14 protein-coding genes are annotated in these 15618 nt (G+C 67.9%); 13 read left to right on the top strand and 1 reads right to left on the bottom strand.

Translation table 11 applies throughout. The annotated features are described in order from the left end of the window. Window position 1 precedes the first annotated feature (1 nt). Together MAAFP003_RS04990 and MAAFP003_RS04995 are read left to right on the top strand one after the other, a co-directional pair. The gene (locus MAAFP003_RS04990) at window positions 2-1783 is read left to right on the top strand and encodes an N-acetylglutaminylglutamine amidotransferase (RefSeq protein ID WP_096284930.1); all 1782 of its coding nucleotides are present in this window, start codon (window positions 2-4) and stop codon (window positions 1781-1783) included. Between the two features lie 4 nt (window positions 1784-1787). Next, complete coding sequence (locus MAAFP003_RS04995; protein WP_096284932.1) at window positions 1788-3686, top strand: alpha/beta hydrolase family protein; 1899 nt, start codon at window positions 1788-1790, stop codon at window positions 3684-3686. Here the strand turns inward: MAAFP003_RS04995 and MAAFP003_RS05000 are convergent. After that, window positions 3683-4612: a class I SAM-dependent methyltransferase gene (locus MAAFP003_RS05000; protein ID WP_096284934.1), complete on the bottom strand. Its 930-nt coding sequence runs from the start codon at window positions 4610-4612 to the stop codon at window positions 3683-3685. The genes MAAFP003_RS04995 and MAAFP003_RS05000 overlap by 4 nt on opposite strands. Before the next feature lie 92 nt (window positions 4613-4704). Here MAAFP003_RS05000 and MAAFP003_RS05005 point away from each other — a divergent pair, with 92 nt between their 5' ends. The 11 genes from MAAFP003_RS05005 (at window position 4705) to MAAFP003_RS05060 (ending at window position 15611) form a co-directional block, all read left to right on the top strand. Continuing rightward, complete coding sequence (locus tag MAAFP003_RS05005) at window positions 4705-6135, top strand: NAD(P)H-hydrate dehydratase (RefSeq protein ID WP_096290889.1); 1431 nt, start codon at window positions 4705-4707, stop codon at window positions 6133-6135. A gap of 21 nt (window positions 6136-6156) precedes the next feature. Further along, entirely contained in the window at window positions 6157-7554 is a 1398-nt protein-coding gene (gene gad / locus MAAFP003_RS05010) for a glutamate decarboxylase (RefSeq protein ID WP_096284936.1), read from the top strand. A 104-nt stretch (window positions 7555-7658) separates the two neighbouring features. Beyond that, complete coding sequence (gene alr / locus MAAFP003_RS05015) at window positions 7659-8825, top strand: alanine racemase (RefSeq protein WP_096284938.1); 1167 nt, start codon at window positions 7659-7661, stop codon at window positions 8823-8825. Window positions 8826-8877: 52 nt separating this feature from the next. Next, on the top strand, window positions 8878-9930 hold the full coding sequence (locus tag MAAFP003_RS05020) for an alpha/beta fold hydrolase (protein ID WP_207768515.1): 1053 nt from the start codon (window positions 8878-8880) through the stop codon (window positions 9928-9930). Next, the gene (gene tsaE / locus MAAFP003_RS05025; protein WP_243393776.1) at window positions 9923-10390 is read left to right on the top strand and encodes a tRNA (adenosine(37)-N6)-threonylcarbamoyltransferase complex ATPase subunit type 1 TsaE; all 468 of its coding nucleotides are present in this window, start codon (window positions 9923-9925) and stop codon (window positions 10388-10390) included. Before MAAFP003_RS05020 ends, tsaE begins: the two co-directional genes overlap by 8 nt. After that, window positions 10387-11016: a tRNA (adenosine(37)-N6)-threonylcarbamoyltransferase complex dimerization subunit type 1 TsaB gene (gene tsaB / locus MAAFP003_RS05030; RefSeq protein ID WP_423790858.1), complete on the top strand. Its 630-nt coding sequence runs from the start codon at window positions 10387-10389 to the stop codon at window positions 11014-11016. The genes tsaE and tsaB overlap by 4 nt, the downstream gene beginning before the upstream one ends. After that, the gene (gene rimI / locus MAAFP003_RS05035; RefSeq protein WP_096284946.1) at window positions 11013-11480 is read left to right on the top strand and encodes a ribosomal protein S18-alanine N-acetyltransferase; all 468 of its coding nucleotides are present in this window, start codon (window positions 11013-11015) and stop codon (window positions 11478-11480) included. Before tsaB ends, rimI begins: the two co-directional genes overlap by 4 nt. Next, on the top strand, window positions 11477-12505 hold the full coding sequence (tsaD, locus tag MAAFP003_RS05040) for a tRNA (adenosine(37)-N6)-threonylcarbamoyltransferase complex transferase subunit TsaD (RefSeq protein WP_096284948.1): 1029 nt from the start codon (window positions 11477-11479) through the stop codon (window positions 12503-12505). The genes rimI and tsaD overlap by 4 nt, the downstream gene beginning before the upstream one ends. A gap of 240 nt (window positions 12506-12745) precedes the next feature. Further along, complete coding sequence (gene groES / locus MAAFP003_RS05045; RefSeq protein WP_090600574.1) at window positions 12746-13048, top strand: co-chaperone GroES; 303 nt, start codon at window positions 12746-12748, stop codon at window positions 13046-13048. A gap of 79 nt (window positions 13049-13127) precedes the next feature. Further along, window positions 13128-14750 carry a chaperonin GroEL gene (gene groL / locus MAAFP003_RS05050; RefSeq protein WP_096284950.1) on the top strand — a complete coding sequence of 541 codons (1623 nt, stop codon included), beginning with the start codon at window positions 13128-13130 and terminating at the stop codon, window positions 14748-14750. A 117-nt stretch (window positions 14751-14867) separates the two neighbouring features. Further along, entirely contained in the window at window positions 14868-15611 is a 744-nt protein-coding gene (locus tag MAAFP003_RS05060; RefSeq protein WP_243393777.1) for a hypothetical protein, read from the top strand. Window positions 15612-15618: the final 7 nt, after the last annotated feature.

Below are 15618 nucleotides of genomic sequence, written 5' to 3' on the forward strand. Positions count from 1 at the left end.
TATGTGCGGCATCTGCGGTGAGATCCGCTGGGACGGGTGTGCGGCGGATGTCGGCGCCGTCGCGCGCATGACCGGGGCAATGACGTCACGCGGGCCCGATGCCGACGGGGTGGTGGCCCATGGACCCGTCGCACTCGGGCACCGGCGGCTGTCGATCATCGACTTGTCCGCCCGCGGCGCGCAGCCCATGGTCGACGCCGATCTGGGCTTGACGCTGGTGTTCAACGGCTGCATCTACAACTACCAGGAATTGCGCGAGCAACTACACGCCGATGGCTACCGATTCTTCTCCACCGCCGACAGTGAGGTGGTGATCAAGGCGTTTCACAAGTGGGGGGAACGCTGCGTCGAGAAGTTCAAGGGGATGTTCGCGTTCGCCATCGCAGACCGGGACTCCGGCGCGGTGACGCTGGCCCGCGACAGACTCGGCATCAAGCCGCTCTATATCGCGTCCCTACCCGGCGGGCTGCGGTTTGCATCCTCGGTGCGGGCATTGCTCGAGGCCGGCGGGGTGGACACGGAGCTCGACCGTGAAGCGTTGCACCATTACATGACTTTTCACTCCGTGGTACCGGCGCCGCTGACGATATTTCGCGGTGTGCGTAAGCTGCCGCCGGCAACCGTACGGGTGATCCAACCCGACGGTACCCAGGCCGACACCATTTACTGGACACCGGAATTCGGGCGTAATCCGGCGAAAGCGTCATGGTCAGCGCGTGATTGGGAAGCTTCGCTGATGCAGGCACTGCGCACCGCGGTCAAACGCCGGATGGTCGCCGACGTTCCGGTGGGTGTTCTGCTGTCCGGTGGCATCGACTCATCGATCGTGGTCGCGTTACTGGCAGAGGAGGGTCAGCAGGGGCTGGCAACCTTCAGCATCGGGTTCGACTCCGCAGACGGGGAGTCCGGAGACGAGTACTTCTATTCCGATCTGGTCGCCAAGACGTATGACACCGACCACCACAAGATTCACATCGACGAATCGCGACTGGTGCCCGCCGTACCGAAATGCATCGCCGCGATGAGTGAACCCATGGTCAGTCATGACTGCGTCGCCTTTTACCTGCTGTCGCAAGAGGTGAGCAGGTCGGTGAAGGTGGTGCAGTCGGGTCAGGGTGCCGACGAGATCCTGGCCGGTTACTCGTGGTATCCGCCGCTGGCCGATATCGCCCGTGAGCAGACCACCGAGGCGTATGCGAAGGTTTTCTTTGATCGCAGCCATGACGATCTACGGTCAATCTTGGCCCCCGAGTACATGATTGATGCCGATGTCAGCCGCGCATTCGTCGCAGCCCATCAGGGCGCGCCGGGTGCCGACTGTGCTGTCGACGCGGCGCTGCGTCTGGACACCCAGGTGATGCTCGTCGACGATCCCGTCAAGCGGGTCGACACGATGACGATGGCGTGGGGCCTCGAGGCTCGCGTGCCGTTCCTCGACCACGATTTCGTCGAGCTGGCCGCAGCATGTCCGCCCGATTTGAAGCTGGCCTCGGGCGGCAAGGGTGTGCTGAAAGGTGGTGCGCGAGAACTACTTCCGTCGGAGGTGATCGACCGGACCAAAGGCCACTTCCTGGTGCCGGGCATCCGGCATCTGCACGGCGAGGTGTTCGAGATGGTGCGCGATGCGCTGACCAACGGTGCGGCCCGCAACCGCGGCCTGTATCGCACCGACACCGTCGACGCCTTGCTGGCCGCGCCCAACGAGACGCGAACCACATTGGGCTCCAACGCGTTGTGGCAACTGGCGGTGCTCGAAATGTGGCTGCAGAGCCTGGGGACCTGAGTCGATGGCGCAACACGTGCGCGCCATCTACGGCGCGTCGCTGTCCCCGGACGCGACGGCATTCGCACACCTGATCGACGACGGCGGTTATCCCCGCGCGGTGCAACGCTTTCTGCGAGGCCGACGGGCAAGCTCGTCGCGCGACGTCGTCCTGCCGGTCGAGGGTCCTGTTTCGCGGGTGATCCACTCGGCGGACGGTCAGTGGCTGGCGTGCGAGGTGGCGCCCAGCGGCGGCACACGAACCGAGATCTGGGTCGTCACCACCGATCCCGACGACAGGATGGCCCTTAGGATCGACGGCATCGACGACGAGCACGACGGGACCGCTGAGCTCGTCGGCTGGGACGGTGGCCGTGTCGCGGCGATCCTGACCGGTGAGGACGGGGTCGGGCAATCGTGTCTGATCGATCCGGCCGACGGCTGTTGCACGGTGTTGGACCGACGCTCTGGTGGCCGCCTGGTCGACGCCTGGGCCGGAGCGGCACTGATCCGGGTCGGACCGCGCGGCTACCACGAACTGATCATGCTGCACGGACCGACCGAGATCGCCTTATTGCCATCCGATCCCGGCTCCACGACGGCCGACGGCGTCATCCTCGACGACCACCATCCGCGCCGCATCCGCTACGGTCCGGATCGCGATCTGACCAAGCTTTACTACCCGGGCACGGGCGCGAACGGATATGTGCGGGCACTGATCCGCAGCGACAATGGCTGTGAATACGCCCGGCTGCTGGAAGTGACGGCCACCCACGACGGCGTCAGTTATTGCGTGGTGGCCGAGCGCCCCAACTGTGAACTGGACGCATTCGCCGTCAGCGACGACCTGTCCACCGTGGTTCTGCTGTGGAACATGCAGGGCCGCAGCGAATTACAAATCCTCCAATATGCCGACAACACCCTGACTGATCCGATCCCACTGCCCGGGCTGGTCGCCGGCGAGCTGTCCATCAGTGCCGGCGGCTCGATGATCGCGATGACCGTCGAAGGTCCGGCGGCGCCGCGCACCGTCGAGCTGGTCGATCCCCGGTCGCGCCGATGGGAACTCATCGATCGCGAACCGAGCCAGGGCCCGGTCGTACCGGGATTTTCCGCCGCGACGAGGCCGGAGACGATCACCGCGCGCGACGGGCTGAGCCTGAATGCCTGGCTCTACCGGCCGCCGGCCGCAGAAGCCGTCAAAGGAGCGGTGGTATACCTGCACGGCGGACCGGAAGGTCAGGCTCGTCCCGGTTACAGCGAGATCTTTGCGCGGCTGGTCAACGACGGGATTCTGGTGCTGGCGCCGAACGTGCGTGGCTCCGGAGGCCTCGGCCGGACCTTCATGCATGCCGACGACAAGGAGAAGCGGTTCGCCGCCATCGACGATGTCGCCGACTGCGTGCGATTCCTGGTGGACAACGGCCTAGCCGACCCGCGGCGAATTGCCTGCGCGGGCTGGTCGTACGGCGGTTATCTGACCATGGCGGCGCTGACGTTTCATCCCGCGTTGTTCGCGGCGGGCATCAGCATCTGCGGCATGAGCGACCTCGGCACGTTCTACCGCCATACCGAGCCGTGGATTGCCGCCGCGGCCTATCCGAAGTACGGCCATCCCGTCAGCGATCGTGAGTTGCTCGAGCACCTGTCGCCCCTGCACCGGGTGGACGCGTTGACGGCGCCGTTGTTGGTGGTCCATGGAGCCAAGGACACCAATGTGCCGATGAGCCAATCGGAACAGATCGTCGACGCGCTACGAAAGGCCGGTCGTCGGGTTGGCTATCTGGTGTTCAGCGACGACGGACATGGCATCGCCAAGCGTGAGAATCGGGTGACGTTGGCCGCCTCGATGAGTCAGTGGTTGACTGCGGCATTCGATGCCGATGACCTCTCGCCGGTGCTCGGTGACGTCGGCAACGGCTAGTTTCGCGTCGCGGTGACGTACTGCATCGAGGAGAGCGTGTCCTCGTTGTCACCCGCCGGCCGGGACGGCAGCGAAAGACCGTAATCCGCAGCCAGATCCAGCACCGCCCTGGCGGTCGTTTGCCAGCCATGGGACCGCAGGTACTCGACCACGTCGTTGCGTTCACCCGCGTACCAGAGGTCGGTCATCTCGATGTCGAAGCCGTGTTCGCGCCATTGGTCGGTGACCTCACGGATGCGGCCGGCCATCGTCGCTACGACATCGCTGGTGCCCTGCAGGTTTTCGGTGGCCAACTGACTTCCCGGCGCGCTGAGCGCAGTGATGTTGTCCAGCAGCCGATCCTGGGCCTCGGGCGGCAAGAACGGCATCAGACCCTCGGCGCTCCACGCGGTCGGCTTGCTGGGGTCCAGTCCCGCGGCGCGCAGCGCGGCCGGCCAGTCGTGGCGTAAGTCGACGGGCACTGCGCGCAGGTCGGCCGTCGGGTCGGCACCCAGATCGGCCAGGGTTGCGCTCTTGAACTCGATGACCCGCGACTGGTCGATCTCGAACACCGTCGTCCCGTCGGGCCAGGGCAGCCGGTAGGCGCGGGCGTCCAGCCCCGAGGCCAGAATCACCGCCTGCCGGACACCCGCGGCGGCCGCGGTCACGAAGAAGTCGTCGAAGAACCGGGTGCGGATGCCCATCATCAGGCCCATGCCCACCATGCCGAAGTCGCCGTTGTCGTCAACCTCGGCGGGATCCAGTTCGCCGCCGGCGAGCCGGGTGAAAAACTCCACGCCGACGGCGCGCACCAGCGGCTCGGCGAACGGGGCGTTGATCAGTCGCTGAGGCGCCCGGGTGGCCAGTGCGCGGCCCACGGCTACGCCGGTTGCGGTGGCTCCCACGCCATTTGCCAGGTCCCAGGTGTCGTCATCCGTGCGCGCCATCGCCCCTCCAATCGTCGCTACCGCCGAATGTACGGACGGCTCCTGAACGACTGCTGTGCGAAAACACCGACGAGCATGGAATGCTGAATTCGATGCGGCATTACTACTCCGTGGATGCGATCCGCGACGCCGAAGCACCGCTGCTGGCCAGCCTGCCCGACGGCGTCCTGATGAAACGTGCGGCTTTCGGGTTGGCCACCGAGATTGTCAAACAGTTGACCGCCCGCACCGGCGGCGTCGCCGGTCGGCGGGTGTGCGCGGTCGTCGGCTCGGGCGACAACGGCGGTGACGCGCTGTGGGCGTCGACCTTTCTGCTGCGTCGCGGCGCGGCCGCGGACGCGGTGTTGCTCAGCCCGGACCACACCCACCGCAAGGGCCTGGCCGCCTTCCGCAAAGCCGGCGGCCACGTCGTCGAGAGCGTCTCGGCGACAACCGATCTCGTCATCGACGGCGTGGTCGGCATCTCCGGCTCGGGTCCGCTGCGGCCGGCAGCGGCCGAAGTGTTCGCCGCGGTCGATGCTCACGAGATCCCAGTGGTCGCCGTCGACATCCCCAGCGGCGTCGACGTGGCGACCGGCGCGATCACCGGCCCCGCGGTGCACGCCGCGCTGACGGTGACGTTCGGTGGCCTCAAGCCCGTGCACGCGCTGGCCGACTGCGGCGACGTCAAGCTGGTCGACATCGGGCTCGACCTGCCGGACACCTCAACAGCATCAGTGCTCGGTTTCGAGGCCGAAGACGTCGTCGCCCGCTGGCCGGTTCCGGGGCCGCACGACGACAAATACACCCAAGGTGTCACGGGCATTCTGGCCGGCTCGTCGACGTATCCGGGTGCGGCCGTGCTGTGCACCGGCGCCGCGGTCGCGGCCACCTCGGGCATGGTGCGCTATGCGGGCAGCGGGCACCGCCAGGTTCTCGCGGTGTGGCCGGAGGTCATCGCGACGCCCTCTCCCGCGGCGGCCGGGCGGGTGCAGGCGTGGGTGGTCGGACCCGGTTTGGGCACCGACGACGCCGGTGCCGCCGCGTTGTGGTTCGCGCTGGAAACCGACCTGCCGGTGCTGGTCGACGCCGACGGGCTGACGATTCTGGCCGCCCACCCCGAGCTGGTGGCCAGTCGTCGCGCACCGACGGTGCTCACCCCGCACGCGGGGGAGTTCGCCCGATTGGCCGGGGCGCCGCCCGGCGACGACCGGATCTCGGCCACCCGCAAGCTGGCCGACACGTTCGGCGCGACCGTCCTGCTCAAGGGCAACGTCACCGTCATCGCCGACCCCGGCGGCCCGGTCTACCTCAATCCCGCCGGGCAGTCCTGGGCGGCCACCGCCGGCTCCGGCGACGTGCTGTCCGGGATGATCGGCGCACTGCTGGCCGCGGGACTGCCGCCGGCCGAGGCGGCCGCCGCCGGCGCCTACGTCCACGCCCGCGCCGCCGCGCTCTCGGCCGCGGACCCGGGTCCCGGTGCGGCGCCCACCTCGGCGTCGCGCATCGTGCCGCACATCCGCGCCGCGCTGGCCGCTCTGTAATCGTCAACGAGAGGATCCGCCATGACCGGCAGCCATCCGTCCGTCCCCGGGCACTCGATCGCCCCCGCCTACACCGGCCGCCTGTTCACCGCGCCGATACCCGCGCTGAGGCTGCCCGAGGAGTCGATGGACCCCGATGCCGCCTATCGCTTCATCCACGACGAGCTGATGCTCGACGGCAGCTCGCGGCTGAACCTGGCCACCTTCGTGACGACCTGGATGGATCCCCAGGCCGGACGGCTGATGGCCGAAACCTTCGACAAGAACATGATCGACAAGGACGAATACCCCGCGACCGCGGCCATCGAGCAGCGCTGTGTGTCCATGGTGGCCGACCTCTTTCACGCTGACGGGCTGCGCGACGACGATCCGTCCAGCGCGACCGGGGTCTCCACCATCGGTTCCAGCGAAGCGGTGATGCTGGGCGGTCTGGCGATGAAGTGGCGATGGCGCGAAAAGGTCGGCTCCGGGAAAAAGGAAGGCTGGAAGGGGCGCACGCCCAACCTGGTGATGGGCTCCAACGTCCAGGTGGTCTGGGAGAAATTCTGCCGCTACTTCGACGTCGAGCCGCGTTACTTGCCGATGGAGGAGGGGCGGTACGTCATCACCCCCGAGCAGGTCGTCGATGCCGTCGACGAGGACACCATCGGGGTGGTCGCGATCCTGGGCACCACCTACACGGGAGAGCTGGAACCGATCGCCGAGATCTGCGCGGCGCTGGACAAGCTGGCGGCAGGCGGGGGTGTGGATGTCCCGGTGCACGTCGACGCCGCCAGCGGCGGATTCGTGGTGCCGTTTCTGCATCCCGAGCTCAAGTGGGACTTCCGGCTCCCGCGAGTGGTGTCGATCAACGTCAGCGGCCACAAGTACGGGCTGACCTACCCGGGTGTCGGATTCGTGGTGTGGCGCGACAAGGAGTACCTGCCCGAGGATCTGGTGTTCCACGTGAACTATCTGGGCGGCGACATGCCGACCTTCACGTTGAACTTCTCCCGCCCGGGCAACCAGGTCGTCGGCCAGTACTACAACTTCCTGCGGTTGGGCCGCGAGGGTTACACCCAGGTCATGCAGACGCTGTCGTCGACGGCGCGCTGGCTGGGCGAGCAGCTGCGGGACGGCGAACATTGCGAGCTGATCTCCGACGGCTCGGCAATCCCGGTGGTCAGCTTCCGGCTGGCGCGCGGCCTGGGTTACACCGAGTTCGACGTCTCCCACGAGCTGCGCGGCTACGGCTGGCAGGTGCCCGCCTACACGATGCCCGACAACGCCTCCGACGTGTCGGTGCTGCGGGTCGTGGTGCGCGAGGGACTGTCCGCCGACCTGGCCCGGGCCCTGCACGACGATGCCCGCAGCGCGCTGGCCTCCCTGGACAAGCTGAAGCCGGGTGGGCACTACACCAGCGAGCACTTCGCCCACTAGCGGTCGTGCGTCGCGAGAGTGCATCTAGGGACGCAAATCGCGAGTAGCGGTGTCCCTGGTTGCACTTTCGCGGGGCTTTTTGGGTTTCTGGGACAATAGCGGCCGTGGCAGTAACGCCGATATCCCTGACGCCGGGCGTGCTCGCCGAGGCCGTGGTGGACCTGGGTGCGATCGCGCACAACGTGCGGGTACTGCGCGAGCACGCCGGCTCCGCGCAGGTGATGGCCGTCGTCAAGGCCGACGGCTACGGCCACGGCGCCATCCGGGTGGCACACTCCGCCCTGGCCGCCGGGGCCGCCGAGTTGGGCGTCGCGACGGTCGACGAAGCCTTGGCGCTGCGTGCCGACGGAATCACCGCGCCGGTGCTGGCCTGGCTGCACCCGCCCGGCATCGACTTCGGGCCGGCGCTGCAGGGCAATGTGGAGATCGCGGTGTCCTCGGTGCGTCAGCTCGACGAGGTGCTCGACGCGGTGCATCGGACCGACAAGGCGGCGACGGTGAGCCTCAAGGTCGACACCGGGCTGAACCGCAACGGCGTGCCCCCAGGCCACTACGAAGCGATGTTGACCGCGGTGCGCCGGGCCGTCTCGGACGAGACGATTCGGTTACGCGGGCTGATGTCGCACCTGGTGTTCGCCGACCAGCCCAACAACTCGATCAATGATGTTCAGGCGCAACGGTTTCGCGAGATGCTGGCGTACGCAAACGACCAGGGAGTGCGATTCGAGATTGCCCACCTGTCGAATTCGTCGGCCACGATGTCTCGTCCCGACCTGGCCTTCGACATGGTGCGGCCCGGAATCGCGGTCTACGGCCTGAGTCCGGTTCCCGAGCTCGGCGACATGGGATTGTTGCCCGCAATGACAGTGAAATGCGCTGTCGCACTGGTGAAATCGGTCGGCGCAGGCGAGGGCGTGTCGTACGCCCACACCTGGGTCGCGCCGCACGACACGACCGTGGCGCTGATTCCGATCGGCTACGCCGACGGTGTGTTCCGGTCGCTGGGCGGGCGGCTCGACGTGCTGATCAACGGCAGGCGACGCCCGGGCGTCGGGCGGATCTGCATGGACCAATTCCTCGTCGACCTCGGTCCCGGAGCCGTCGACGTGGCAGAAGGTGACGAGGCGATTCTGTTCGGCCCCGGCGCCACTGGTGAACCAACCGCCCAGGATTGGGCCGATCTGCTCGGCACCATCCACTACGAAGTGGTCACCAGTCCGCGGGGGCGCATCGCCAGGACCTATCGCGAGGCCGAAACCGTTGGACGATGAGGAAACTCGCGGGCGCCTGCGGGGAAGGGCTTGGCTTGCGGGAGGGGCAGGGCTGACTGCGGTCGCCACCATCGTCGGCGCTTCGGTGCGCCGGTCGATGACGCAGCGTGTCACGCTCGCCGAGGACCCGTATGCCGACGAGGATTTCGAGCGCCTCCACAGCGACCGCAGCTATGTGGTGACCACGCCCGACGGCGTGTCGTTGGCGGTGCGTGAAGTCGGCCCGCTGGACGCTGGGCTGACGATGGTCTTCGTGCACGGCTTCTGCCTGCGCATGGGTGCGTTCTACTTTCAGCGCAAGCGACTCGCCGAGAAGTGGGGACCGCGGGTGCGGATGGTCTTCTACGACCAGCGCGGGCATGGGCGCTCCGGCTCGGCCTCACCCGAGACCTACACGCTGACCCAGCTTGGGCAGGACCTGCACAGCGTCCTGACCGAGGTCGCGCCGCGTGGGGTGATCGTGTTGGTCGGCCATTCGATGGGCGGCATGACGGTGTTGTCGCATGCCCGTCAGTACCCGGACCAGTACGGTAGCCGCATCGTCGGGGCGGCGCTGATTTCCACTGCCGCCGAAGGGGTTACCCGCTCGCCGCTGGGTGAGATCCTGAAAAACCCCGCGGTGGAGGCACTGCGGTTCACCGCTCGGTCGGCGCCCAAGCTGATGCACCGCGGCCGCAATGTGTCGCGCTCGCTGATCGGCCCGATTCTGCGGGCCGCGTCCTACAGCGATCTGCATGTCAGCCGCAGCCTGGACGCATTCTCCCAGCGGATGATGAACGGCACCCCGATCCCCACGCTGGTGGGATTCCTGAACGCGCTGGAAACCCACGACGAAACCGCCGGCCTGTGGACATTGCTGCGGATCCCGACGCTGATCGCTTGCGGCGACCACGATCTGATCACTCCGGACGAGTACTCGCGGAAGATGGCGGCCTCGCTGCCGCGCTCGGAGCTGGTCATCGTCAGCGGGGCCAGTCACCTGGCCTTGCTGGACAAGCCCGAGGCCATCAACGACGGGCTGGTCCGGCTGGTCAATCGCGCCATTCCGGGCAGAATGACCCTGTGGTATCGGCGAACTCGACAACGGCTGCGGCGCCGTGGCTGAACTGAGACCCGGCACGGCGACCTGCGAGCGCGTCGAGGACACGATCGCGCTCGGGTCGCGGTTGGGACAGCAACTGCGCGCCGGTGACGTCGTGGTGCTGTCCGGCCCGCTCGGAGCGGGAAAGACTGTGCTGGCCAAGGGAATTGCCGCGGCGATGGACGTCGACGGCCCGATCACCTCACCGACGTACGTGCTGGCCCGCGTGCACCCGCCGCGGCGGGCGGGCGCGCCGACGATGATTCACGTCGACGTCTACCGGCTACTGGACCACCCGGGCACGGACCTGATCGCCGAACTCGATTCCCTGGACCTCGACTCCGATCTCGAGGACGCGGTCGTCGTGGTGGAGTGGGGCGAGGGCCTGGCCGAACGCCTCTCCGAACGACATCTCGACATCCGGCTGGAGCGGGTCAGCGGATCCGACGTGCGGATCGTGACGTGGGAGTGGGGCCGGTCGTGAGCCTGATCTTGACTCTGGACACCGCCACCCCCGCGGTGACGGCCGGCATCGTGCGCCGCGACGGCGCCGAGTGCACGGTGCTGGCCCAGCAGGTCACCGTCGACGCCCGCGCCCACGCCGAACGGCTGACCCCGAATGTGCTTGCCGCGCTGGCCGAAGCCGGACTGAGGATGGCCGACCTCGACGGCGTCGTGGTCGGCTGTGGCCCGGGCCCGTTCACCGGGCTGCGCGCCGGGATGGCTTCGGCCGCCGCCTATGGCCATGCGCTGGACATCCCCGTGTGGGGGGTTTGCAGTTTGGACGCCATCGGCGCACTGACCACTGGCGACACCCTGGTGGTCACCGATGCCCGGCGGCGTGAGGTCTACTGGGCCCGATACAGCGACGGGTTGCGCACGGCCGGCCCGTCGGTCAATGCGCCCGGTGACGTCGACCCCGGACCCGCGAAAGCGGTCGCGGGCTCGCCCGCACACGCGGCGCTGTTCGGTCTTGCGGTCCGCGAGCCCGTCCATCCCACGGCGGCCGGGCTGGTCGCCGCGGTGCCCGACTGGTCCAGCGACCCGGCGCCGCTGGTGGCGCTGTACCTGCGCCGGCCCGACGCCAAGCCCCTGGCGGCCCGCGGATGACGGCGTGCAGCGAACCCGTGACGATCGGCGCGCTGACCCGCGCCGATGCGCCACGGTGTGCGCAACTGGAAGCCCAGCTGTTCGACGGCGACGACCCCTGGCCCGCGGCGGCGTTCCATCGCGAATTGGCCAGTGCCCACAACCATTACGTGGGTGCGCGTACCGCCGATCTTCTCGTCGGCTACGCCGGCATCTCCAGGTTGGGCCGCACCCCGCCGTTCGAATACGAAGTGCACACGATCGGCGTCGACCCGCAGTACCAGGGCCACGGCATCGGCCGCCGGCTGCTCGGGGAGTTGCTGGAGTTCGCCGACGGCGGCGTGGTCTACCTGGAGGTCCGCACCGACAACGAGGCCGCCATCGCGCTTTACCGTAGCGTGGGTTTCGAGCAGATCGGCCTGCGCAAGCGCTACTACCGAGTCAGCGGCGCGGACGCCTACACGATGCGGCGGGAAGCACAATGACAACCACCATCCTTGCCATCGAAACCTCTTGTGACGAAACAGGAGTCGGCATCGCGCGGCTTGAGTCCGACGGCACCGTCACACTGCTGGCCGACGAGGTCGCCTCCAGCGTCGACGAGCACGTCCGGTTCGGCGGTGTGGTCCCCGAAATCGCCTCCCGCGCCCACCTGGAGGCGCTCGGACCGGCCATGCGCCGCGCGCTGGACGCCGCCGAACTGGACAAGCCGGACGTCGTCGCCGCGACCATCGGCCCCGGGCTGGCCGGCGCCTTGCTGGTGGGAGTGGCTGCGGCCAAAGCGTATTCGGCCGCCTGGGACGTGCCGTTCTACGCGGTGAACCATCTGGGCGGGCACCTGGCCGCCGACGTCTACCAGCACGGGCCGTTGCCCGAGTGCGTGGCGCTGCTGGTGTCCGGCGGGCACACGCATCTGCTGCATGTGCGCTCGCTCGGCGAGCCGATCCTCGAGCTCGGCAGCACCGTCGACGACGCCGCGGGCGAGGCCTACGACAAGGTGGCCCGGCTGCTGGGCCTGGGCTATCCGGGCGGCCGGGTCCTCGACGAGCTGGCTCGCACCGGTGACCGCGACGCCATCCCGTTCCCGCGCGGCATGACCGGCCCGCGAGACGACCCGCACACGTTCAGCTTCTCCGGCCTCAAGACCGCGGTCGCGCGCTACGTGGAGGGCAACCCGGACGCCGTGACGGCCGACATCGCCGCCGGATTCCAGGAAGCCGTCGCCGACGTGCTGACCATGAAGGCAGTCCGGGCCGCCACCGGCCTCGGCGTGCGGACGCTGCTGATCGCCGGCGGAGTCGCCGCCAACTCGCGGCTGCGCGAGCTGGCCACCGAGCGTTGCGCGCAGGCCGGTCTGACGCTGCGTATCCCCAGGCCACGGCTCTGCACCGACAACGGCGCGATGATCGCGGCGTTCGCCGCGCATCTGGTTGGCGCGGGTGCGGCCCCGTCGCCGCTGGACGTGCCGAGCGACCCGGGGCTGCCGGTGGTAAAAGGCCAGGTCGGCTGAGCTCACAGCGTAATTCCGCGGGAAGCAGCAGGGCGCCCTTGAGTGCTAGCACTCTCGTGTATAGAGTGCTAGGTGGCAATCGGACGATCCCCTGTGTCGGCACCCGCGACGACGGCCCGGGGGCGCGGCCGAATGCCGAATCATCTGATAAACGGACGGTTCGGGCGAAGCCCCGGGCCGGCCGCCAACTCCAGTCCGGGCGAATCCCGGACCCGATCCAAATAGTGGAGGGCTCCAATCGTGGCGAAGGTGAAGATCAAGCCACTCGAGGACAAGATCCTCGTGCAGGCCAACGAGGCCGAGACCACGACCGCGTCCGGTCTGGTCATTCCTGACACCGCCAAGGAGAAGCCGCAAGAAGGCACCGTCGTCGCAGTCGGCCCCGGCCGGTGGGACGAGGACGGCGACAAGCGGATCCCGCTTGACGTTTCCGAGGGTGACACCGTCATCTACAGCAAGTACGGCGGCACCGAGATCAAGTACGGCGGCGAGGAGTACCTGATCCTGTCGGCACGCGACGTGCTGGCTGTCGTATCCAAGTAAGAACCGTGTTCCGCCCCGGCGATCCCTGTGCGCAAGCACGGGTGATTTCCGGGGCGGCATGCGTTGGCGAAGGAGCCTGATGAGCAAGCTTATTGAGTACGACGAGACCGCGCGTCGCGCGATGGAGGCGGGCGTGAACAAGCTCGCCGACGCGGTGCGGGTCACGCTGGGTCCCCGCGGTCGGCATGTGGTGCTGGCCAAGGCGTTCGGCGGGCCGGTGATCACCAACGACGGCGTGACCGTCGCGCGTGAGATCGACCTGGAAGACCCGTTCGAGAACTTGGGTGCCCAGCTGGTGAAGTCGGTGGCCACCAAGACCAACGACGTCGCCGGCGACGGCACCACCACCGCCACCGTGCTGGCACAGGCGCTGGTGAAGGGCGGCCTGCGCTTGGTCGCCGCCGGTGCCAACCCGATCGCGCTGGGCGCGGGCATCAGCAAGGCCGCCGACGCGGTGTCCGAGGCGCTGCTGGCCGCGGCCACTCCGGTTGCCGGGCGAGAGGGTATCGCGCAGATCGCGACGGTCTCCTCGCGCGACGAGCAGATCGGCACGTTGGTCGGCGAGGGCATGAACAAGGTCGGCGCCGATGGCGTCGTCAGCGTCGAGGAATCGTCGACGCTGAACACCGAGCTCGAATTCACCGAGGGCGTCGGCTTCGACAAGGGTTTCCTGTCGGCGTACTTCGTCAACGACTTCGACTCGCAGGAGGCCGTGCTCGAAGATCCGCTGATCCTGCTGCACCAGGAGAAGATCAGCTCGTTGCCGGACCTGCTGCCGATGCTGGAGAAGATCGCCGAATCGGGCAAGCCGCTGCTGATCGTCGCCGAGGACGTCGAGGGCGAGGCATTGGCGACGCTGGTCGTCAACTCGATCCGCAAGACGCTCAAGGCTGTTGCGGTCAAGTCGCCGTTCTTCGGCGACCGCCGCAAGGCCTTCCTCGAGGATCTGGCGATCGTGACGGGCGGTCAGGTGGTCAACCCCGACGCCGGCCTGGTGCTGCGTGAGGTGGGCACCGAGGTGCTGGGCTCCGCCCGGCGCGTGGTGGTCAGCAAGGACGACACCATCATCGTCGACGGCGGTGGCTCCAAGGACGCGGTGGAAAAGCGGGTCAAGCAGCTGCGTGCCGAGATCGAGGCGAGCGATTCGGAATGGGATCGCGAAAAGCTGCAGGAGCGGGTGGCCAAGCTGGCTGGCGGGGTGGCCGTCATCAAGGTCGGGGCCGCTACCGAGACCGCGCTCAAGGAGCGCAAGGAAAGCGTCGAGGACGCCGTCGCGGCCGCCAAGGCAGCCGTCGAGGAGGGCATCGTCGCCGGCGGTGGTTCGGCGCTGATTCAGGCCGGCAAGTCGCTGGACAAGCTGCGCGAGTCTTTGTCCGGCGACGAGGCGGCCGGTGTCGGTGTGTTCGCCGAGGCCCTCACCGCGCCGCTGTACTGGATCGCGGTCAACGCCGGGCTGGACGGCGCGGTCGCGGTGCACAAGGTCCGTGAGCTGCCCGCCGGGCACGGCCTGAACGCCGCGACGCTGGAGTACGGCGACCTGATCAAGCAGGGCGTCATCGACCCCGTCAAGGTCACCCGGTCGGCGGTGCTGAATGCGGCGTCGGTTGCCCGCATGGTGCTGACCACCGAGACGGCGGTCGTCGAGAAGCCGGCTGACGAGGAGGATGACCACGGCCACGGCCACGGTCACCACCACCACTGAGTGAGTTTGTGCGGAGCACCCCCGGTCATGCGGCCGGGGGTGTTTCGTCTTCGACGGTCTTACTGCGACCGCGCCGATTGCTAGGCTGGCCGCACCGATGACGTGGGGGGCACGAGGGTGAACTATCCGCAGCAATGGCCACCGCCGCAATGGCCGCCGCCGCAACCGCCGCACAGCCCACAGCAATGGCCGCACCCGTACCCCCCACCGCCCTACCCGCCGGGGCCCGCGCCGCGTAAGACCAATCGCGCACTGGTCGTGGTGCTTTCGCTCGCCGCGATCGTCCTGCTGGTACCGGCGGCGATCATCGGCTTTTTCGTGGTCCGCGACCTGGCCCGCGACGGGCGCGGCGAAAGCAGGAAGGCCGCCTCCATTACGGACTTCGATGCGGTGTGCGACGGCGGGTCGATCCGCAATGCCGCCGCCTACGAGAAGCCGTACAAGATCGCCGCGTTCGCTCCGGACGACGAGCCGAACCCGATGCGGGAAATGACGAACACCCACTGGCGCGAAGTGATGCTCGAGCCCCGCGCCGATTACGCGGCCAATCCCAACGACTTCCTGTCGACGAATGTTGTTGCCTGCCTTACCCGCAAGCCTGGAACCGAGTTGAAGTCACGTGCCTGCAACCTCAAGACCGACAAGGGTGAACACGTGAGCGTCGACTACTACGCCGTGCAGTACGACATCGAACTCCGCGAGGCGAAGACGGGTAAGCGGATCGAACAACTGGGAACGGTTGACGGTCCCGCCGCCAGCTGCCCGTTCCTGGTATGGGTCAACAAGGGTGATCCAAAGACATACGCCGGACCGGATCATGCGGCAGTCGACGCCAAGCTCGCTGAGTTCGCGCACCGGTGAGCGGCCC

Origin of the sequence: Mycobacterium ahvazicum (genome assembly GCF_900176255.2) — a bacterium.
GTDB classification, from domain to species: domain Bacteria; phylum Actinomycetota; class Actinomycetes; order Mycobacteriales; family Mycobacteriaceae; genus Mycobacterium; species Mycobacterium ahvazicum.